Source organism: Pantoea sp. Acro-807 (genome assembly GCF_011752675.1).
Lineage (GTDB): Bacteria > Pseudomonadota > Gammaproteobacteria > Enterobacterales > Enterobacteriaceae > Pantoea > Pantoea eucrina.
Genome location: NZ_VWXE01000002.1, coordinates 452,544 through 473,652, shown reverse-complemented (window position 1 = coordinate 473,652; position 21,109 = coordinate 452,544). Strand labels below are relative to the sequence as shown.

Here is a 21,109-nt window from a genome sequence, read left to right as displayed (position 1 = left end):
CAATTTTTTCTGAATTTTTTGTGAAATTTGGCAGGTTTTAGTCAAATCGCTGCGTGAAATGCGGATAAATCGCGCTTTAACGGCACTGATATTAATTAAATAGCGGACGCTGAGTGTCGGAAATATTCCGGTGCGTTGATAGATAAGTAAGGCAGGATGAAACAGGAGATTGCGTTTGTCATAAGGACGTTCCGCAGGGCGCGTGAGGCCATTACGCGGAGTGGCGATCCGCAGAGCCGCCACTGCGTTGCATCAGGAGCGCCAGAGAGGACTACCCACCTGGCGCCAGAGCCGATTAGAAATCCCAGTCCTCATCTTCCGTTTCCACGGCTTTGCCCATGACATAGGAGGAGCCGGAGCCGGAGAAGAAGTCGTGGTTTTCATCTGCGTTCGGCGACAATGCCGCCAGTATTGCCGGGTTGACTGCTGCTATCTCCGCCGGAAACAGCGCTTCATAGCCCAGATTCATCAGCGCTTTATTAGCGTTGTAGTGCAGAAAGGCTTTTACCTCTTCCGCCCAGCCCGATTCCCCATACAGCGCATCGGTATAAGCCAGTTCGTTTTCATACAGCTCCAGCAGCAGATCGATAGCGAACTGCTGCAGCGCTTCACGCCGCGCGGCATCGGCGTGCTGCAGCGCCTGCTGATATTTATAGCCAATATAGTAACCATGAACCGCCTCATCGCGGATGATCAGGCGGATCAGATCGGCGGTGTTAGTCAGCTTGCCCCGGCTGGACCAGTACATCGGCAACCAGAAGCCGGAATAAAACAGAAACGACTCCAGGAAAACGCTGGCGATCTTTTTCTTCAGCGGATCGTCCGCCTGATAGTGCGCCAGAATGATCTGCGCCTTTTTCTGCAGCGCGGCGTTCTCTTCGCTCCAGCGGTAGGCAGCGTCAACGTCTGCCGTGTTGCATAGCGTGGAGAAAACCGAGCTGTAGGAGCGGGCGTGTACCGCCTCCATAAAGCTGATATTTGACAGCACCGCTTCTTCGTGCGGCGTGGCGGCGTCCGGCATCAGGCCCGGTGCGCCCACGACATTCTGAATCGTATCGAGCAGCGTCAGGCCGGTAAATACGCGGATAGTCAGCTGCTGCTGCGCCGGTGCCAGCGCCTGCCACGCAGGCAGATCGTTGGAAAGCGGCACTTTTTCCGGCAGCCAGAAATTACTGGTGAGACGGTTCCAGACCTCAAGATCTTTATCATCCTGCAGGCGATTCCAGTTAATCGCCTGAATAGCATTAAGTTTCATCATAACTTTACAGGGCGCAGGAGACGCAGCCCTCAACCTCCGTGCCTTGTAGCGCCATCTGACGCAGGCGAATGTAATAGAGCGTTTTAATGCCCTTTTTCCAGGCGTAAATCTGCGCTTTGTTGATATCGCGCGTGGTAACGTCGTCGCGGAAAAACAGCGTCAGCGACAATCCCTGATCGACATGCCGGGTTGCTTCCGCATAGGTATCGATAATCGCCTCAGGGCCAATCTGGTAGGCATCCTGATAAAATGCCTGGTTTTCATTGGTCATAAACGGCGCCGGATAATAGACGCGTCCGGTTTTACCCTCTTTACGGATCTCAATGCGTGACACAATCGGATGAATACTTGAGGTGGCGTGGTTGATGTAGGAGATAGAACCGGTTGGCGGGATCGCCTGCAGGTTCTGGTTAAACAGCCCGTGCTGCATCACCGCCGACCGCAGCGCCTGCCAGTCAGCCTGCGTCGGCAGGACAAGACCGGCATCGTCAAATAGCTGCGCAATGCGCGCGGTGCGCGGCTGCCAGCTGCACGTAATATATTTATCGAAGTACTCTCCGCTGGCGTAGTGAGACTGCTCAAACCCGTCAAAGCTGCGCTGACGCTCCCGGGCCAGCTGGTTTGAGGTACGCAGTGCGTGAAACGTGACGCAGTAAAAGTAGAGGTTGGTGAAATCAAGCGCCTCTTCTGAACCGTAGGCGATACCTTCCCGCGCCAGATAGCCGTGCAGATTCATCTGCCCGAGGCCAATAGCGTGTGAACGGCGATTGCCTTCGGCGACGGACGGCACCGAAGCGATCTCACTCATCTCTGACACGGCGGTGAGCGCCCGCACGGCCACCGCCACGGTGCGGGGGAGGTCACGGGAATCCATCGCGTGTGCGATATTCAGCGAGCCGAGATTACAGGAGATATCTTTGCCCGTGCGCCGGTAGCTGAGATCCTCATTCAGTTCGCTGGCGCTGTTGACCTGCAAAATCTCTGAACAGAGGTTGCTCATATTAATGCGCCCGGCAATCGGATTACTGCGGTTAACGCTATCCTCATACATGATATAGGGGTAGCCCGACTCAAACTGGATCTCTGCCAGCGTCTGGAAAAAGTCGCGCGGGTTGATATAGGTTTTGCGGATGCGTTCGTCCGCCAGCATCGCGTCATAGTGCTCGCTGATGCTGATATCGCCGAACGCTTTGCCATAGATGCGCTCAACGTCATACGGCGAAAACAGCGCCATATCCCGGTTCTCTTTTGCCAGCTGAAAAGTGATATCCGGGATCGTTACGCCCAGCGAGAGCGTTTTAATGCGGATTTTTTCATCCGCGTTTTCACGTTTGGTATCGAGGAAGCGCAGAATATCGGGATGATGGGCGTTCAGCCAGACCGCACCGGCCCCCTGACGCGCGCCCAGCTGATTAGCGTAAGAGAACGCATCCTCCAGCATCTTCATGACCGGGATCACGCCGGATGACTGGTTTTCGATACGCTTGATCGGCGCTCCCGCTTCGCGCAGGTTAGAAAGCAGAAACGCCACGCCGCCGCCGCGTTTAGAGAGCTGCAGGGCAGAGTTCACCGCGCGGCCAATCGACTCCATATTATCTTCAATACGCAGCAGGAAGCAGGAGACCAGCTCACCGCGCTGCTGCTTGCCGCAGTTCAGAAACGTAGGTGTGGCGGGCTGGAAACGGCCGCTCAGGATCTCTGTCAGCAGCGCTCGCGCCTGCTGCTCATCGCCACGCGCCAGCGTCAGCGCCACCATGCAGGCGCGCTGGGTGAAGGTCTCCAGGTAACGTTTGCCATCAAAGGTTTTCAGCGTATAGCTGGTGTAAAACTTCCAGGCACCGAGGAAGGTGTGAAAGCGGTGATCCTGCGCATCCGCTTCATCATGCAGGGCGCAGAGAAAGCGAAAGTCATACTGATTCAGGACGCTGGCTTCGTAGTAGCCTTCCTCAACCAGATAGCGCAGCCGCTCAGCAGCGGAGCTGAAGGTCAGCGTATTGGGCTGAACGTGCTGCAGGAAAAACTGCCGCGCCGCTTCGCGATCTTTTTCAAACTGAATATGACCCGCTGTGTCATACAGATTCAGCATCGCGTTCAGCGCGTGGTAATCGAGCTGCGTGCTGTTCAGGGTGTCTGCTGTTGCCAAAATTGGGTTACTCCTGCTTTAACCTGCGCAATGTCTTCCGGCGTGCCCATCATTTCAAAGCGATAAAGGCAGGGCACCTGACATTTACGCGCAATGATGTCGCCTGCCAGGCAGAAACCGCTGCCGAAATTGCGGTTGCCGGCGGCAATGACGCCGCGGATGCCGCGACGATTTGCGCTGTCGTTAAGAAACTGAATCACCTGGCGCGGGACGGCCCCCTGCACACCGCCGCCGCCATAGCTCGGCACCACCAGAATATAGGGGTGGTCAACCTGCAGCCGCTGGTTAGCCTCTGCAGGAATGCGGTGCGCCGGCAGCGCCAGGCGGGTAATAAACCTGTGGGTGTTTTCTGACCGGCTGGAAAAATAGACCAGCGGATACATGGCGCTATTCACTTACCGCAGCGGAGTGCCGCAGCGCAGCAATTTTATCCGGACGGAAACCGCTCCAGCTGTCATCCGGCGTCATGACAACCGGCACCTGGCGGTATCCCAGCGCTTTAATTTCTTCGAGCGCTTCCGGCGCGGTATCAAGGTTGATGAGCTGATACGTCATGCCGCAGCGGTCCAGGGCATTTTTAGTGGTATCACACTGGACACAGTTACTCTTAGTGTAAATAATAATGCTCATGATTCGCATTTCCTTTTAGTGACAGGAAGATAGCTGCTGTTGCCAGGCGCAACCGGCCATAAATCAATATGTAGCGTCTTTTGTATAATTAGATACTAGATGTGGTATTTGTGGCGGTCAACCCGATAACTGAAGGGGTATTGCTCTGACGGTACAACAACCTAGGCAGGCTGCGCTTTTTGCAATGGAAAAAATTTTTCTGGTCGCTGAAAGGCAAAAAAAAGCCCTGCATCAGCAGGGCTTTTTCAGAATCATGTGCCGGTTAGCGGCGGGACACCAGCAGTGCACCCAGAACCAGGCCTACGGCGGCACCCAGTCCTACGCCATGCCACGGCTTATCGCGTACGTAGGCGTCAACCTGATAGCCTGCATCGCGCGCCGCCTGGGAAACTGAACTATTGCCGTTCATTTTCGCGCGGGTCTGCTTCAGCAATTTTTGCGCCTTGTCGCGCGCGCTGTCGACTTCATCTTTGGCGTCGCTGCCATAAGACTTAAGCAACGCTTCCAGCGAATCAGCCAGATCGTTTACATCCTGATTGATATCAATGTCATCGTTTTTAGTGGTTCGATTAAACATTTTTCGCTCCCTTTGATTTAAAACGTAATACTAAGTGTAGACGATACGTGATTAAACGCAGCGCTATGCCAGGCTTTAGGGAAAATCCGAATGTCTGTACCCCAGGTCTGTTGTAAGGTTGCGGGGCTGTGAGAAGAGAGGAGCAAGCATGTATTTACGTCCGGATGAGGTTGCGCGCGTACTGGAAAAAGCAGGATTCGAAATGGATGTTCTGACGCCAAAAACCTATGGTTACCGTCGTGGTGAAAACTACGTCTATGTTAACCGTGAGGCGCGTCTGGGACGCACGGCGCTGGTGATCCATCCTACGCTGAAAGAGAAAAGCCAGCACTTTGCTGAGCCCGCCTCAGAGATGAAAACCTGCGATCACTACACGCAATTCCCTCTCTACCTGATGGGTGATTCACAGGAGCATTACGGTATTCCCCACGGTTTCAGTTCCCGTGTTGCGCTGGAGCGCTATCTGCAGGGCGTGTTTGGCGCCTGATTTTTTGCCCCGTTAACGCGGGGCTCTCCTGGCCTGCACCATCCCCGGTTTCTGCCACGTTGCAAAACGCAGCGCGGATGCGTATAACTCTGTATCCATATAGAAGTTTAGACGTCCATATGGATTATCAGTATGCAAAGCGCGAATACCCCTCCGCAGGAAAGTTTCAAACGCACGATGAAAGTGCGGCACCTGGTGATGCTGTCGCTGGGTGGCGTCATCGGCACCGGCCTGTTTTTCAATACCGGCTATATCATCTCAACCACCGGTGCAGCGGGCACGCTGCTGGCCTATCTGATTGGCGCGCTGGTGGTCTGGCTGGTCATGGCCTGCCTGGGCGAGCTGGCGGTAGCGATGCCGGAAACCGGCGCGTTTCACGTCTATGCCGCACGTTATCTGAGCCCGGCCACGGGCTATACCGTCGCCTGGCTCTACTGGCTCACCTGGACCGTGGCGCTGGGGTCGAGCCTGACCGCGGCCGGTTTCTGTATGCAGTACTGGTTCCCGACGGTGCCGGTCTGGCTCTGGTGCCTGGTGTTCTGCCTGGCTATCTATCTGCTGAATATCATCTCGACGCGCTTTTTTGCCGAAGGTGAGTTCTGGTTCTCAGTCATTAAAGTGGTCACCATCATCGCCTTTATTGTGCTGGGCGGCGCCGCGATGTTTGGCTTTATCCCGCTGAAAGATGGCTCTGCCGCGCCTGGCCTGCATAACCTGACGGCGTCAGGCTGGCTACCGCACGGCACGCTGCCGATTCTGATGACCATGGTGGCGGTAAACTTTGCGTTTTCCGGTACTGAACTGATTGGGATTGCAGCAGGGGAGACCGAGGATCCGCAGAAAGCGCTGCCGCTGGCTATCCGTACTACCGTCGCGCGCCTGATTATCTTTTTTGTCGGCACGGTGTTTGTGCTGGCGGCACTTATCCCGATGGACCAGGCGGGCATCGTCAAAAGCCCGTTTGTTCTGGTGTTTGAAAAAATCGGTATTCCCTGGTCGGCTGACATCTTCAATTTTGTGATTCTCACGGCGATCCTCTCCGCCGCTAACTCCGGCCTCTATGCCTCCGGACGCATGCTCTGGTCGCTGGCGAATGAAAATACGCTGCCGCGCTGTTTTGCGCGCGTGAACCGGCGCGGTATTCCGGTGCTGGCGATCACCATCAGCATGCTGGGGGGCCTGCTGGCGCTCTTCTCCAGCGTGATCGCGCCGGATACGGTATTTGTGGCGCTGTCGGCGATCTCCGGTTTTGCCGTGGTGGCCGTCTGGCTCAGCATCTGCGCCTCGCACTACGTTTTCCGCCGGCGCTACGTGCGTGCCGGCAAAGATATCAGACAGCTCGCCTGGCGCGCGCCATTCTATCCGGTGGTGCCGGTGCTGGGGTTTGTGCTCTGCCTGCTGGCGTGCGTGGGCCTGGCCTTCGATCCGTCGCAGCGCATTGCGCTCTGGTGCGGTATTCCGTTTGTACTGCTCTGTTATGCTGCTTACTATGTTACCCGGCGACGTAAACCCCTTAAGACGCAGGAGAGCAACCATGCCGCGTAACCCGATTGCTGAAGCACTCACCCAGACCCGTCCGCTGATCCTTGATGGCGCACTGGCCACCGAGCTGGAGGCGCGCGGCTGCGATCTGGCAGATTCCCTCTGGTCAGCAAAGGTGCTGATGGAGCAGCCGGAACTGATTTATGCCGTGCACCGCGACTACTTTGCTGCCGGCGCGCAGGTAGCGATCACCGCCAGCTATCAGGCAACGCCGCGCGGTTTTGCCGCGCGCGGTCTGGAGAGCGGCAAGGCGGGCGATCTGATTCGCCTGAGCGTGACGCTGGCGCAGCGTGCACGCGATGATTATCGCGCCGCTTCCGGCACCACGGCGCCGCTGCTGGTCGCCGGTTCAGTGGGGCCGTGGGGCGCCTATCTGGCAAACGGGGCCGAATATCGCGGCGATTACGCGCTGCCGCCGGAAGAGATGAAAGATTTCCACCGGCCGCGCGTGGCGGCGCTGCTGGAAGCGGGTGTCGACCTGCTGGCGTGTGAAACGCTGCCGTCGTTTGGTGAAGCGCAGGCGCTGATCGCGCTGCTGGCTGAATTTCCGCAAAGCAGCGCGTGGTTTTCGTTTACGCTGCGTGATGCAGAGCATATCAGCGACGGCACGCCGCTTGAGAGCGTGATGAAGGTGATTAACGCGGCACCGCAGGTGGTGGCGGTGGGGATCAACTGTATCGCGCTGGAGAGCGTCACGCCGGCGCTGCGGACGCTGCAGGCGCTGACGCAGAAGCCGCTGCTGGTCTACCCTAACTCGGGCGAGCAGTATGATGCAGAGAGTAAAAGCTGGCACTCGGCACCCTCTGGCTGCACGCTGCAGGAGAAGTTTAGCGAATGGCAGCAGGCGGGTGCGCAGCTGATTGGCGGCTGCTGCCGGACGTCGCCTGAGGATATCCGGGCAATTGCTGCCTGTTGTCAACGCTGAATAAGCACAAAAAAAGCACACTGATAGCGCGATTGTCGTCAGTGAAAAGCCAGAGAGCACGGTTTACACTGTGCTCTCTGACTCTGATGCGGATCTGCTATGAACCTGCGACACACTCTTCCCGCCTGCGCGCTGCTGCTAAGCGGCTGCGCCACTATTGTCGGTACAGACACGCAGCCGGTAAAAATTGACTCCATTCCGCAAGGCGCCCGCTTTACGGTACAGGATGAGACCGGGCGCGCGGTGGCGCAGGGCTACACGCCCCAGACCGTAGACCTGGCAAAATCAAACGGCAGTTACTTCGGCAAAAAACATTATCAGGTCATGCTGGAAAGCCCGGGCTATGTCCCGCTGACGCTGCCCATTGAGGCGAGTGCCAATCTCTGGTACGTGCTGGGAAATATTCCGCTGCTCGGCTTCCCGGGCTGGCTGTTAGTCGATCCGTTCTATGGCGGGATGTATACCCTGAAGCCGGATCATCCGCAGCCGGTACTGAACGTAACAGGCGCGCGCGGCCGCTAGCCCCCGCGGGTTCGTGGGGGGCGCATTCATGCGCTCCTGGCAGATTCCCGGCAACGTCGGCCAGGGCGCCATTAATGGCGCCCCTACGAAGGGTTCAGGTGCCGTAGGGGGCGCATTAATGCACCCCTGGCATAATGTTCAGGTGCCTCAGGATTACCGTAGGGGACGCATTCATGCGCCCCTGCAAACCTGTAAAATTCGCTGCTTACTGGGCGGTGGGCTTGACCATGGCGTTGCCGGGTTTATGCTGGGCGAGATACTGCTGCTGAAAAATACACATGCGGATGGTGTTACGGTATTCACCGTTGATAAAAAATTCATGCTTCAGCACGCCTTCGACTTCGAAGCCCAGCTTACTGTAGATATGAATCGCTTTCTCATTCTCCTGATCAACAATCAGATAGAGCTTGTAGAGATTCAGCACGGAAAAACCGTAATCCATTGCCAGCCGCGCCGCCTTGCTGGCTAAGCCTTTCCCCTGATGCCCCGGCGCGATGATGATCTGAAACTCCGCGCGGCGGTGCACATGGTTAATCTCCACCAGCTCGACCAGTCCCGCTTTTTCCTCTTCATACTCGACCACAAAGCGTCGTTCGGTCTGATCGTGAATATGCTTGTCATAGAGGTCGGAGAGCTCAACAAACGCCTCATAAGGCTCTTCAAACCAGTAGCGCATTACGCTGGCATTGTTATCCAGCTGATGAACAAAATGCAGATCTTCCCGCTCCAGAGGGCGTAATTTCACCGTCATAACAGTTCCTGAATGTTTAGTGGAGTGCGCCTGAATACGAGGTGCGCATAAATGCGCACCCTGCAGATGTGATGCAGGCATATGCGACCCGGGACCCGTGCGCCGTTAGCCCACGATCCGTCCCTGCGCCATATGCGCCGCGCGGTCGCACATATGATCGATAACATCCGGATCGTGACTGACCAGCACCATGGTCAGCCCGTCGTTCTGTTTAAGATCGTTCAGCAGGTTAAGGATCTCCGCCTGAACTGACATATCCAGCGCCGATGTCGGTTCATCCAGCAGCAGGATTTTAGGTTCCAGCAGCAGCGCGCGCACAATCGCCACGCGCTGGCGCTGTCCGCCCGAGAGCTGATGCGGATAGCGGTTCGCCAGCGCCGGATCGAGACCCACGTGACGAAAGCCTGCGTCGATGCGGTCATCGATATTATCGCGCTTTAACAATTTCAGCGGCTCCGCCAGCGTGCGGCGCAGGCGATGGCGCGGATGCAGCGAGGCATACGGATCCTGAAACACCATCTGCACATCGCGTCGCAGCTGGCCGGTAAAGGCTTTGCCCGGCTGGACTGCCGTCTGCGCCAGCGTCATCTCGCCCTGCCAGTGCGGATTCAGACCGGCCAGCACCCACAGCAGCGACGATTTGCCGCAGCCTGAGGGGCCAACCAGACCAAAACACTCACCGGCAGCGACCTGCAGGGAGACGTCGTGCACCACGGTACGCAGCTCATAGCCGTGCTTATGGGCAACGCTCAGGTTTGATAACTCAATCATTCTCTCTCTCCAGCGCGGCGCGATCCAGCACCGGCAGACGTTCGCCGTGCGTCGCCTTACCGGGACGACAGGCCCACAGCGTGCGGGTATAGGGGTGGGTAGCATGAGAGAGCTGTGCGGCAGGCAGCGTATCAAGCAGCCGGCCCTTATACATCACCATCACCCGTTCGCAGTGCTCTGAGACCTGCTGCAGATCGTGACTGATCAGCAGCAGCCCCATATTACGCTGCTCAACCAGCCGGCGGATCAGCGCCAGCACCTGATCGCGCATGGCGTGATCGAGCGCGGAGGTTGGCTCGTCGGCAATCAGCAGTTCCGGATCGGTAATCAGCGCAATCGCCAGCATCACGCGCTGACCCATGCCGCCGGAGAGCTGGTGCGGATAGCGTTTCATCAGCTGACGCGGTTCAGGCAGGCCAACGGCAGCCAGCATCTCACACACTTTCTCGCGTCGTTCAGCGCGGCTCAGCTTGCGATGTAAAATCAGCGGCTCTTCCACCTGCCAGCCGATGGTGCGCGTCGGGTTGAGCGCATATTTCGGGTCCTGCATCACCATCGCTACTTTTCCGCCGCGCAGCGTGATCCAGTCACGCTCCTGCAGACGCTGAGCATCAGCACCGGCAATCTGCAGACGTTCAGCCTGCAGCTGCAGGGAAGGGGAGAGCAGGCCCATCAGCGAGCGTGCGGTAAGCGATTTGCCGGAGCCGGACTCACCGACCAGCGCCACGCGTTCGCGGCCAATCTGAAAGCTGATGTTATCCACCAGCAGCGCGTCGCCGCTGCGGATGCTCAGCCCGCGGGCATCAATCAATAACTCATTTGGCATGGCGGGTATCCAGTCGATCGCGCAGGCCGTCGCCTGTCAGGTTAAACGCCAGGCTGGCGAACAGAATCGCAGCGCCGGGCGCAGCCGCCACCCACCACTGATCGAAAATCACTTTACTCCCTTCGGCAACCATCGAGCCCCACTCGGCAGTAGGGGGCTGTACGCCCATACCGAGGAAGCCGAGACCGGCAGCGGAGAGAATAATACCGCCGAGGCTGAGCGCAGCACGCACGACGGCAGTCGGCAGGCAGAGCGGCAGAATATGGCCGAACATCAGCCGCAGGCCGGTGATACCCTGCATGCGCGCGGCGGCAAGGTAGTCGCTGCGGCGCAGCGCCAGCGTCTCTGCACGCGCCTGGCGGGCAAACGGCGGCCAGCTGGTCAGCGCCAGCGCCAGTGCGCCGTTCATCAGGCCCGGACCGAGCATGGCGACCAGCGCCAGCGCAATCACCAGGTTTGGCAGCGACAGGAAGATATCGGTAATGCGCATCAGCACGCGCTCGGTCCAGCCGCCGACGTAACCGGCGGTAATACCAACCAGTAATCCCACCGGGATCGTCAGCACCAGGATCAGCGACACCAGCAGCAGCGTCGGACGTGCGCCGTAAATCACGCGCGACAACAGATCGCGGCCAAAGCCGTCGGTGCCAAACCAGTGCAGCGCTGAGGGCGGCAGCAGGCGCTGGTTAATGGTCTGCACATTCGGATCGAACGGGGCCAGCCAGGGTGCCAGCAGCGCCATCGCAATCAGAATGACCACCAGCGTCAGGCCGATGGAGAGAGAGGTCACGCGCGCCCGACGACGACGCGGACGCACGCTTTCCAGTTCGTGAAGTTGTTGAGTCATCGGGTTCTCGGATCGGTTAACCAGGTCAGGGCGTCAGCCACGGCGTTAAGCAGAATAAAGCAGCCGCCAATCAGCAGCGTGGCGCCAAGGATAGCCGGCACATCCGCTGAGAACAGGGCGTTGGTCATATAGCGGCCTACGCCCGGCCACGCGAATACGGTTTCTGTCAGCACCGAGCCTTCCAGCAGCGTGGCATAGGAGAGCGCAATGACGGTGATCAGCGTACCGGTGACGTTGGGCAGGATATGACGCAGCAGGATGCGCGTGCGGCCTGCGCCTTTTGCGCGTGCCAGTACCACATACTCTTTGCTGCTCTCTTCAAGCAGTGCCGCACGCAGCAGGCGGGTAATGCCCGCCATCGCCAGCAGGCCGAGGATCACGACCGGCAGCCAGAGATGCGCAATCGCATTACGGAACATCTCCGGATCGCCGGAGAGCCAGCTGTCGATCAGCACAAAGCCGGTTTTGGGTTCCAGCGTATAGACCCAGATATCATCCAGCTGGCCCGGTCCGGCTGACCAGTGCAGAATCGCGTAGAACAGCAGCAGGCCCAGCAGCCCGAGCCAGAACACCGGCACCGAATAGCCCAGCAGCGAAATAAAACGCGCCACGTTGTCGATAACACTGCCTGGCTTCCACGCCGCCAGCAGCGCCAGCGCCACGCCAGACACGGCGGCAAAGATCATCGCGCAGGTGGCCAGCTCAATTGTGGCCGGGAAGGTACGCAGCAGGTCAGCGCTCACCGGCTGATTCGTCAGATGAGAGAGACCTAAATCGCCGCGCGCCAGGTGACTGATATAGCGCCAGAACTGTACCAGCACCGGCTGGTCAAGTCCGAGATCGTGCCGCACCTGCGCGTAGGTCGCTTCGCTGGCGTGATCGCCGGCAATCTGCTGCACCGGATCGACCGGTGAGAGGTGCGACAGCATAAAGGTAAACGCCAGCAGCCCGAGCAGCGTCACCAGCAGCGAGAGCAGGCTGGTGACAAGGCGGCTGCCGCGCTGCCAGAGTGACCGGGCGAACCCGGTCTGTGAAGCAGATACGGACATTATTTAGAGACCTGCGCGTAATAGACCATATCCGGGTTGATACCCTGCACATAGCCTTTCAGATTGTCGCGCAGCGCCACCAGGTTACGCGCCTGCAGGCCAATCACGTACGGAGAGTTTTTCAGCACTTCGCGCTGCATCGCCTGATAGAGTTCTGCGCGTTTGTTGCTGTCCGCTTCCGCGGTGGCGGCCAGCGTCTGCTTGCTTAGCTCCGGAATGTGCCAGTCAGAGCGGTAGGCGATAGTTTTGCTGCCATCTTCCGGGTTATAGGCAAATGAGGCGGCGTTGGTATTAGGATCGAAATAATCGGCACCCCAGGCGTTCAGCGTCGCTTCAAACTGATGCGCTTTAACGCGCGTTGAGACTTCAGAGCTGAGGCCCGGCTGCACCTCAACTTTTACGCCACCCTTAGCAAAGCTGCCCTGCAGCGCCTGAGCGATATCAAGATAAGGCGGCTGGTTGCTGGTGGAGAGCGTAAAGCTCACATTGGTCAGGCCCGCTTTCTTCAGAATCGCTCTGGCTTTTTCCGGATCGTAGCTGTATGGCGTTTCATTCAGCGCGCCTGAGAAGCCTTTCGGCAGGAAGGTCTGGTGCACCTCAAACTGCCCTTTCAGCAGGTTATCGGCGATACCTTTATAATCGAACAGGTAGCGTGCCGCTTCCCACAGAGCCGGATTTTTCAGCACCGGATCTTTGCCAACGTTAAACTGGATGTAATAGAGCGAAGCCATCGGAATCGCGTCAGTTTTGACGCCCGCCTTGCCTTTCAGCGCGGCAATCTGGTCAGCGCCCAGGTTACGTGCGATATCCACATCACCCTGTTCCAGCAGCAGGCGGCGCGCCGCAGGCTCCGGTACGTTTTTGATCAGGATATTTTTCAGCTTCGGCGCGCCGGCAGGGGAAGAGGGGTTTGCCGTCAGCAGAACCGCTTCATGCAGCACAACTTTACGGATCTGATATGGGCCGCTGCCGGCAGAGTGAGTGCCCAGCCACGCATGACCGAAATCACCGTTTTTCGCATTAGCCTGCGCTGTTTTTTCATCGATAATAGAAGAGACCGGTGCTGAGAGCAGGCTCAGCACATAGGCCGGGCTGACGTTAGCGTTCCAGCTGATCTGTACGTGCTGGTCATCCACCTTTTTCAGGAAGCTATCAACGTTATCTTTATTCCAGCCGAGCTGCGTCAGAATAAAAGAGGGATCAAGATTGAGTTTAACCACGCGACCCAGTGAAAAGATCACATCTTCCGGGCGCAGCGGGTTGCCGCTGGCAAAGGTCGCATCTTTACGCAGCTCAAACGTCAGGCTGCGGTTATCGCTGCCCGGCTGCCATGAGGTCGCCAGCGTCGGTTTCAGGTCGGTCGGGTTTTGCGGATCGGACTGAACCAGGCGCTGATAGATGTTGGTGAATGACTGTACCGTGGTGAGTTCAAAGCCCTGCGCCGGATCGAAGCTGTCAGCATCATCGGTAGACTGTGCAATCACCAGCGTATCTTTGGGTGTGACAGCGTGCGCAGAGAAGGCGGCCACCAGCGACAGCGCCAGCAGTGAGGGAATAATTGTTTTCATGTTGTTTCCTTGCCTTAAAAAAGTAACGCGAGTTTACGAGAGCGTACCAGTGAAGAATAGTCTATTTATGGCTATGCATATGCTTTTAGGTTCTAAGCCCGGCGGTTCTGTTATAAGGGTTATGGCCGCTAATAACCAGCATAGTACGCATCAGATACGCTTTTTCAGAAATGTTTCAGCCCCGGCTTTTCTCCCGATGAATGAAACGACTGTCGCAGATTGTGAATAGCTTGCTCAACCAAACGGCAACAACATTTAGATAAAACGCTCATACGCTATATTCATCTTTACTTCATTTAGCGAGTAAATATAATAACGGCAATTAATTATCTGGAGGATCCTGTTGAACAGTCAACCTTATCGATGGCGATATAAGGCAAGCTGACGCACGGATTTTTTTCCTGCTGCTTGCCACTCTGGCGGCGGCACCTTCTGCATTTCTGCAGAATGCTCCCGTACACGCAATGCTGATAAAAAATACAGGCTCACGGGAGTCATTATGTCTATGATATACAACGCACTATTTCCACCGCCCCGATGCGCACGCTGATCCTCAGCGTGCACCTGTCTGCTGCGCGTTAAACCTGACTCCAGATTTTCAGTCAGGCACTGCGCTACACAAATCAAATGGATCACTTTTATCTGGTGCAGGATCGTCACGCTTTTTATTAATTAAAAGCGTGTAATCTTTTTGCCCGATAATTGCGGGTTCAGCGTGCTGATTATTTATCAGGTTCTCTCTGTTATATGCGCCAGGCGCAGGATAGCGTTTGCCTGAATAACACCATCGGGGTGTCACATGAACAATATGAAATATAAGCTGCAGCGGAATAACCGGAAAACGGATCTGCGGTCACCGCTTTACCGCATTGAACAGGAAGCGGGCCTGACCGCAGATGAAACGCTGGCACGACTGGACAGTCAGGCGTCAGGCCTGACCGAAGACGAGGCCGCTGCACGTCTGTGCCACTATGGCCCTAACGAAGCCCGGCACACCAAAGCACCACCGGTGCTGCTGCAGCTGCTGCAGGCGTTCAGCAATCCGTTTATTTATGTGCTGGTGGCGCTGGCCGCCGTGAGTTTTTTTACTGACTACTGGCTGCCGCGGCGGCAGGGCGAAGAGACCGACCTGACCGGTATCGCTATTATCGTCACCATGGTCATGCTGAGCGGACTGCTGCGTTTCTGGCAGGAGTTTCGTACGAACAGAGCGGCTCAGGCGCTGAAATCGATGGTGCGTACTACCGCAACGGTCGTGCGGCGCACCTCGCTGCAGGCGTCGCCGGTTCGCAGGGAAGTGGATATAGCGGATCTGGTGCCGGGTGACATTATCTGCCTTTCTGCGGGCGATCTGGTGCCGGCCGATATCCGCCTGCTGGAGTCGCGCGATCTGTTTGTCAGCCAGGCGATCCTGACCGGTGAGTCGCTGCCGGTGGAAAAATATGATGTTACCAGCCATCTCTCCGGTAAAACGGCTGAGGCGCGTGAACCGGGCGCGTCGCTGCTGGAGTCAGGCAGTCTCTGCCTGATGGGCACCAGCGTGGCCAGCGGCAGCGCAAAAGGCGTGGTCGTCGCCACCGGCAGCGATACCTATTTCGGCAGTCTGGCAAAATCGCTTACCGGTAAACGCAGCCAGACGGCGTTTGATCGCGGGGTAAATAGCGTCAGCTGGCTGCTGATCCGCTTTATGCTGGTGATGGTGCCGGTGGTATTGCTGCTTAACGGCCTCACCAAAGGCGACTGGCTGGAAGCCGCGTTATTCGCGCTGGCGGTCGCGGTAGGCCTGACGCCAGAGATGCTGCCGATGATCGTCAGCGCTAATCTGGCAAAGGGGGCTATCGCCATGTCGCGGCGCAAGGTGATCGTTAAACGCCTGAACGCGATTCAGAACCTGGGTGCGATGGATGTGCTGTGTACGGACAAAACCGGCACGCTGACGCAGGACAACATTACGCTGGCACAGCACGTTGACTGCGCCGGTGTGGAGAACAGCCGCGTGCTGATGCTGAGCTGGCTGAACAGCCTTTATCAGAGCAGTACCGCTAACCCGATAGATCGCGCCATTCTGCACTATGGCGGCGCGCGTCTGGGCAGTGCGGTCAGCGACGCATGGAGCAAAATCGATGAGCTGCCGTTTGATTTTATCCGGCGGCGCGTATCGGTCGTGGTATATAATCGCCGGCTTAACCAGCAGCTGCTGATCTGCAAAGGGGCCGTTGAAGAGATGCTCAGCGTTGCAGTCGCAGAGCGCGAAGGCAGGCTGATCCAGCCGCTGGATGAGGCCCGGCGTGCGGAACTGCTGGCGCTGGCGCATGAATATAATCAGCAGGGATTCCGCGTGCTGCTGGTGGCGAGCCGCGTACTGGATGAGCCGGGTCTTCAGCAGGCGCTGAACGTCGCGGATGAGCAGAACCTGATTATAGAAGGGCTGCTGACGTTTCTCGATCCGCCCAAAGCCAGCGCGGCACCGGCTGTCAGCGCGCTGCGCGATAACGGCGTTGCGGTAAAAGTCCTGACCGGCGATAACCCGGTGGTAACCGCACGTATCTGTGCCGAGGTGGGCATCGACAGCGGAGCCATCGTAACCGGTGAACAGCTGGCGCAGATGAGCGATGAGCAGCTGGCCTGTACCGTCCGGGAGAGTGCGGTGTTTGCCAGACTCACGCCGCTGCAAAAGTCGCGCATTGTCACGGCGCTGCAGCAGCAGGGGCATACCGTGGGCTTTCTGGGTGACGGCATTAATGATGCCCCGGCGCTGCGCGCTGCCGATGTCGGGATCTCCGTAGACAGCGCGGCGGATATTGCCAAAGAGTCTTCCGATATCATTCTGCTGGAGAAAGATCTGCTGGTGCTGGAGGAGGGGATCATCAAAGGGCGCGAAACCTTTGGCAATATCATCAAGTACCTGAACATGACCGCCAGCTCTAACTTTGGCAACGTCTTTTCGGTGCTGGTCGCCAGCGCGTTTATTCCGTTTCTGCCGATGCTGGCGATTCATCTGCTGATTCAGAACCTGATGTATGACATCTCGCAGCTGGCGATGCCGTGGGACAAACTGGACAAAGAGTTTCTGCAGAAGCCGCGCAGGTGGGACGCGCGTAATATCAAACGGTTTATGCTGTGGATTGGGCCGACCTCCTCCCTGTTCGACATCACCACCTTTGCGCTGATGTGGTATGTGTTTGCCGCGAATACGCCAGAGATGCAGTCGCTGTTTCAGTCGGGCTGGTTTGTCGAGGGGCTGCTGTCACAGACTCTGGTAGTGCATATGCTGCGCACCCGCAAAATCCCGTTTATTCAGAGCCGCGCCGCGCTGCCGGTATTGCTGACCACCGCCTGCGTCATGGTCGCCGGGATCCTGCTGCCGTTCTCATCGCTGGGAGCCAGCATCGGCCTGACGCCGCTGCCGTGGTCCTACTTTCCGTGGCTGGTGGCAACCCTGTGTGGTTACTGCCTGGTGGCGCAGGGCATGAAAACCCTCTACATCAAACGTTTTGGTCAGTGGTTCTGATCTGCAGGAGGAGCGATGAAAAAGCCGGAACTGACAAAGGTGGTCTGCCACCTGGTGTTAATGATGACGGTGATTACCGTGCTAACGTTAGTGTTACGTTAGTTCATCGCGGGCAGCATACGCTGCCCGTTTCGCTATTTGTCCGGGAGAAAGGTATGAGCCAGTCACAACGCGCGTTGATTATCGGTGCTTCAAAAGGGATCGGGCTTGCGGTGGTACAGCAGTTTTTACAGGCGGGCTGGGACGTGACCGCCACCTTCCGCCGCACGGCGGTCTCATACCAGCACGAGCAGCTGCGCTGGCTGGCGCTGGATATCACCGACGGCGCGGCGCGTGCGGCGCTGCTGCAGCAGTTACAGGGTGAGCAGTTTGATGCGGTGCTGATCAACGCCGGCATTTTTGGCCCGGATGTGCAGCAGCTGCAGCAGGCAGAGGATGCGGAGCTGAGCGAGCTGTTTATCACCAACGCGGTAGCACCGGTGCGGCTGGCGGAAAGCCTGCTGCCGCTGCTGCGTGATAAGCAGAGCGTGGTCGGGATCACCACGTCACAGCTGGCGAGCCTGAATGAAAACCGCGTCGCCGCGATGCCGCTCTACTCGGCCAGCAAGGCGGCACTCAATATGCTGAGCCGCGCGCTGGCAAAAGAGATGCGGCCGCAGGGGGCGACGCTGCTGTCGCTGCATCCGGGCTGGGTAAAAACCGATATGGGGGGCGAAAACGCCGATATCACGGCGGAAGAGAGCGCCGCAGGGCTGGTTGCACAGCTGCAGCGCTATCGCGGCGAGGGCGGTCATCACTATCTTGATTACAAAGGTGATGCGCTCGCCTGGTGAGGTTCTGAGCCGGTTTACGCGTCGTCAGGCGCGTAATACTGCACGCCAATCTCAATGCGTTCGCGGCCGCCGGCCACGCGGTGACGGTTGGTATCGCGCAGTGAATAGATGCAGCCGCAATACTCCTGCTGATAGAAGCGCTCGCGCTTGCTGATCTCAATCATGCGCGACGAGCCGCCGCCTTTACGCCAGTTAAACTCCCAGTAGAGCATATCCGGATAGTGCGCCGCCGCCCGCACGCCGCAGTCGTTGATCTGCTTCATATCTTTCCAGCGTGAAATCCCGAGCGAACTGGTGATCACCGGAAAGCCGTGCTCGTGCGCGTAAAGCGCGGTGCGTTCAAAGCGCATATCGAAACACATGGTGCAGCGTACGCCGCGTTCCGGCTCCCACTCCATGCCGCGCGCGCGCTCAAACCAGTTATCTTTATCGTAGTCAGCATCCACAAACGGCACGCCAAACTGCTCAGCAAAGCGGATATTCTCCTCTTTGCGCAGCTCATACTCTTTCAGCGGATGAATATTCGGGTTGTAGAAGAAAATGGTGTAGTCGATGCCGGAGGCGAGCATCGCTTCCATCACTTCGCCGGAGCAGGGCGCACAGCAGGAGTGCAGCAGCACTTTATTGTGTCCGCCGGGCAGTGGCAGCGGCTGACGTGTGAAGGTTTCAGACATAAGTAACCGTTAAGCTTGCAGAGAATAGGGGTAGTGTAGGGAGTTACGGCGCCGGATGCAAAATGCGGCAGCGGAAAAACAAAAAGGCCGCGGGGCGGCCTTTTTATCACAGCAGTGCAGCTTACTCGCTGACTTTCTGTTTCAGATCGCTGGCACCTTCTTTGGTTTTGTTCCAGCCTTTCTGTGCGCCTTCTTTGGTTGCATCCCAGCCTTTCTCAGTGCCTTCTTTGGTCTTATTCCAGGTTTTCTGGGTGCCTTCGCTGGCTTTGCTGGTCATGCTGTCGCGCTCGCCCTGTGCCGCGTGCTTCGCTTTAAGACGCTGCTCTTCGCCCTGATGCTGCGCCTGATGCAGTTTCTCTTTCGCGGTATTAGCGCCAGCCTGAGCGTTAGCGACCGTATCGTCAGTTGCGTGTGTGGTAGCCGCAAACGCGGAAGAAGCCAGCAGGAAAGCAGATACAGCAATAATGGTCTTTTTCATCATAGTCCCTCATTTAACGTATTTGGTGATATGAGCGTAGTTAAGAGTGGCACACTGAGCAACGTTGCGCTCCAGGATAAAACTGTAAGTGAATGAAAACGTGCTGAGGGGGTTACGTCAGCTGGGAAAATAGCTGCAGGGTATTGTTGCTCAGGGGCGGATTTTGAAAGGGCGAATGCAGGGTATTGGGCTGAGCTATTGTTTGGATAGGGGGGTAGTTGTATGGGGGGATGTGAGTTAGGGAAGAAGGTGAAAGAGCTGTACGGTAAGCCTGGGTTGGTAAGCAAGAGGTGCAAAATCCTGTCGAGATTATGTTGTGGAGGCTTTGAAGGCTACTGCAGATGGCTTTGGGCTGGCGGAATCTGAATTGGTATTGCAACTTTATGAAATTATTTGTTTTTAGCCAATTCAGCTTTGTATCGTGTACCTAAACGTGTACCAATTATTGGATCTCACTCCTCGGAACGAAAGGGCAAGGATAACGAATGCCTGGCGTTAAATCCAAAATAAAATGATTTATGGGAAAAGTGTTCACACTGTTCACTTTCGGTTTTTTTCGATTAAATTCATATTTTTAGGTGGTGAAGGGTTTGAGGTGGGCTGTGCACAAGTGTGCACTATGGGTGATCACCTTAGCTAAGATGATGAAAAACTAACAAGCCATCATCCTTAAGGTGACGTTATTAGGCGCTGCATCCTGATAATGGTTAGCTCTGATCCAAACCGGGTATTATTTCTATCAATTTATATTGTTCTATGGGGCGCAGATAAGTCGCAGTAGATATAGAATAAATAAAAATAATTTTCAAATTAAAGCCCCTTCTACAGAGGCTTAATTTCTACTGTTTACCGCGTTTAGTCATCTCATCTGCTAACTGCGAAGACCAAGAATGTTGATTTTTAGCATCTGATATGAAGTGTAGCGCTGTTACACACTGCATCTGAGCAGATTCATAAACATGAATATTACCAACTGAAGTAGGAACTAAGTGTGTTTCAGGTGTGTAGTAGTGGTAGATGCTCGTTTGTGAAGGATGAACATGCTCGCTAAGTATGTCATACGTTAGTTCAAACTTACTTTCTTTCTCCTTAGTGTGCTTCACCTCATCTTCATAAAGATCGCGTAAAGCATTCATCACATGCTGACTGACAGCAAGTAGGTTTTCAAAACGATGTTTAGCCTCTTCAGTAAACATGTAATCGTTAGGGTCATATACCCCTTTTTGAATCTTTTCTTGCTCTGATTTTTTTAATCTGGAACTGTTCGTAAAGCCTAATATTACATCGAGAGCCTTATCTACACTTTCGTGGCCGCTTTGATTCGTCAGAATTTTCTCTACTTTCTTGTTTAAGAGTCGTGAGAAAGCATGTGTTTCAATCATTCCCCGACTAATCACACAAGCGGCTTGGTATCGTTCGTTTTCAAGGAGAAGAAGTGCGTCATCAAAGATGTCTATTTGCCTATTCATTATCAGGTTGGCGTAATTAGTAAGATACTGTCCCTGATCAGGATTGTGAACCTTTCCGACAATTACGCCATCAACTTTATTCAGCGCAACTCTGGCGGCTTTAGCCTCATTAAGAGTCTGCTCGATAAGTTCTTTGTGCATGCTGTGTTTCCTTACAAATAATATGTCTCAACTAATAATTATTCCAGCTTTTGTTAGCTTCTTGATCTTTGCTCTAATAGTAAGAGGCTTAGCTGAAAGGAGGCTGA

20 protein-coding genes are annotated in these 21,109 nt (G+C 56.2%); 6 read left to right on the top strand and 14 right to left on the bottom strand.

Going from position 1 to position 21,109, the window contains the following annotated elements:
• Positions 1–295 precede the first annotated feature (295 nt).
• The 5 genes from nrdF to F3J39_RS08685 form a co-directional block, all read right to left on the bottom strand.
• Entirely contained in the window at positions 296–1,258 is a 963-nt protein-coding gene (gene nrdF / locus F3J39_RS08705) for a class 1b ribonucleoside-diphosphate reductase subunit beta (RefSeq protein ID WP_071668501.1), read from the bottom strand.
• A 4-nt stretch (positions 1,259–1,262) separates the two neighbouring features.
• Positions 1,263–3,401 carry a class 1b ribonucleoside-diphosphate reductase subunit alpha gene (nrdE, locus tag F3J39_RS08700; RefSeq protein WP_104085320.1) on the bottom strand — a complete coding sequence of 713 codons (2,139 nt, stop codon included), beginning with the start codon at positions 3,399–3,401 and terminating at the stop codon, positions 1,263–1,265.
• Positions 3,380–3,784: a class Ib ribonucleoside-diphosphate reductase assembly flavoprotein NrdI gene (gene nrdI, locus F3J39_RS08695; protein WP_039379768.1), complete on the bottom strand. Its 405-nt coding sequence runs from the start codon at positions 3,782–3,784 to the stop codon at positions 3,380–3,382. Before nrdI ends, nrdE begins: the two co-directional genes overlap by 22 nt.
• A 4-nt stretch (positions 3,785–3,788) precedes the next feature.
• Positions 3,789–4,031: a glutaredoxin-like protein NrdH gene (gene nrdH / locus F3J39_RS08690; protein ID WP_094111733.1), complete on the bottom strand. Its 243-nt coding sequence runs from the start codon at positions 4,029–4,031 to the stop codon at positions 3,789–3,791.
• Between the two features lie 262 nt (positions 4,032–4,293).
• A complete protein-coding gene (locus F3J39_RS08685) occupies positions 4,294–4,608 on the bottom strand; it encodes a DUF883 family protein (RefSeq protein WP_039379764.1) in 315 nt (104 codons plus the stop codon).
• A gap of 148 nt (positions 4,609–4,756) precedes the next feature.
• Between F3J39_RS08685 and F3J39_RS08680 the strand changes: the two genes are divergently transcribed.
• The 4 genes from F3J39_RS08680 to F3J39_RS08665 all read left to right on the top strand — a co-directional run bounded on the left by F3J39_RS08680 (position 4,757) and on the right by F3J39_RS08665 (position 8,084).
• Complete coding sequence (locus tag F3J39_RS08680; RefSeq protein WP_039379762.1) at positions 4,757–5,095, top strand: DUF2002 family protein; 339 nt, start codon at positions 4,757–4,759, stop codon at positions 5,093–5,095.
• A gap of 132 nt (positions 5,096–5,227) precedes the next feature.
• A complete protein-coding gene (gene mmuP, locus F3J39_RS08675) occupies positions 5,228–6,640 on the top strand; it encodes an S-methylmethionine permease (protein ID WP_039379760.1) in 1,413 nt (470 codons plus the stop codon).
• Positions 6,630–7,562 (top strand): homocysteine S-methyltransferase, encoded by a 933-nt coding sequence (gene mmuM, locus F3J39_RS08670; RefSeq protein ID WP_166714084.1) that lies wholly within the window; start codon positions 6,630–6,632, stop codon positions 7,560–7,562. The genes mmuP and mmuM overlap by 11 nt, the downstream gene beginning before the upstream one ends.
• Before the next feature lie 99 nt (positions 7,563–7,661).
• Positions 7,662–8,084 (top strand): hypothetical protein, encoded by a 423-nt coding sequence (locus F3J39_RS08665; RefSeq protein ID WP_094111732.1) that lies wholly within the window; start codon positions 7,662–7,664, stop codon positions 8,082–8,084.
• A gap of 205 nt (positions 8,085–8,289) precedes the next feature.
• On the opposite strand, the gene speG is transcribed toward F3J39_RS08665, so the two are convergent.
• The 6 genes from speG to F3J39_RS08635 form a co-directional block, all read right to left on the bottom strand.
• Positions 8,290–8,835, bottom strand: a complete 546-nt coding sequence (speG, locus tag F3J39_RS08660) for a spermidine N1-acetyltransferase (RefSeq protein ID WP_039379754.1) — start codon at positions 8,833–8,835, stop codon at positions 8,290–8,292.
• A 105-nt stretch (positions 8,836–8,940) separates the two neighbouring features.
• Entirely contained in the window at positions 8,941–9,606 is a 666-nt protein-coding gene (locus F3J39_RS08655) for an ABC transporter ATP-binding protein (protein WP_039379752.1), read from the bottom strand.
• Positions 9,599–10,432: an ABC transporter ATP-binding protein gene (locus tag F3J39_RS08650; protein WP_039379750.1), complete on the bottom strand. Its 834-nt coding sequence runs from the start codon at positions 10,430–10,432 to the stop codon at positions 9,599–9,601. Before F3J39_RS08650 ends, F3J39_RS08655 begins: the two co-directional genes overlap by 8 nt.
• Positions 10,422–11,279, bottom strand: a complete 858-nt coding sequence (locus F3J39_RS08645) for an ABC transporter permease (protein ID WP_166714083.1) — start codon at positions 11,277–11,279, stop codon at positions 10,422–10,424. Before F3J39_RS08645 ends, F3J39_RS08650 begins: the two co-directional genes overlap by 11 nt.
• Positions 11,276–12,328, bottom strand: coding sequence for an ABC transporter permease (locus F3J39_RS08640; RefSeq protein WP_071668508.1), 1,053 nt, complete (start codon positions 12,326–12,328; stop codon positions 11,276–11,278). Before F3J39_RS08640 ends, F3J39_RS08645 begins: the two co-directional genes overlap by 4 nt.
• Positions 12,328–13,896: an ABC transporter substrate-binding protein gene (locus F3J39_RS08635; protein WP_039379745.1), complete on the bottom strand. Its 1,569-nt coding sequence runs from the start codon at positions 13,894–13,896 to the stop codon at positions 12,328–12,330. The genes F3J39_RS08640 and F3J39_RS08635 overlap by 1 nt, the downstream gene beginning before the upstream one ends.
• Before the next feature lie 799 nt (positions 13,897–14,695).
• Between F3J39_RS08635 and mgtA the strand changes: the two genes are divergently transcribed.
• Together mgtA and F3J39_RS08625 are read left to right on the top strand one after the other, a co-directional pair.
• Positions 14,696–17,407, top strand: coding sequence for a magnesium-translocating P-type ATPase (gene mgtA / locus F3J39_RS08630; RefSeq protein WP_166714082.1), 2,712 nt, complete (start codon positions 14,696–14,698; stop codon positions 17,405–17,407).
• A 155-nt stretch (positions 17,408–17,562) separates the two neighbouring features.
• Positions 17,563–18,240: an SDR family oxidoreductase gene (locus F3J39_RS08625; protein ID WP_166714081.1), complete on the top strand. Its 678-nt coding sequence runs from the start codon at positions 17,563–17,565 to the stop codon at positions 18,238–18,240.
• A gap of 14 nt (positions 18,241–18,254) precedes the next feature.
• Here F3J39_RS08625 and F3J39_RS08620 read toward each other — a convergent pair whose 3' ends face one another.
• The 3 genes from F3J39_RS08620 to F3J39_RS08610 all read right to left on the bottom strand — a co-directional run bounded on the left by F3J39_RS08620 (position 18,255) and on the right by F3J39_RS08610 (position 21,002).
• Positions 18,255–18,914, bottom strand: a complete 660-nt coding sequence (locus tag F3J39_RS08620; RefSeq protein ID WP_065648639.1) for an epoxyqueuosine reductase QueH — start codon at positions 18,912–18,914, stop codon at positions 18,255–18,257.
• A 121-nt stretch (positions 18,915–19,035) separates the two neighbouring features.
• Positions 19,036–19,392, bottom strand: a complete 357-nt coding sequence (locus F3J39_RS08615; RefSeq protein ID WP_039379739.1) for a hypothetical protein — start codon at positions 19,390–19,392, stop codon at positions 19,036–19,038.
• An 839-nt stretch (positions 19,393–20,231) separates the two neighbouring features.
• Positions 20,232–21,002 (bottom strand): DUF5677 domain-containing protein, encoded by a 771-nt coding sequence (locus F3J39_RS08610; protein WP_166714080.1) that lies wholly within the window; start codon positions 21,000–21,002, stop codon positions 20,232–20,234.
• Positions 21,003–21,109 lie beyond the last annotated feature (107 nt).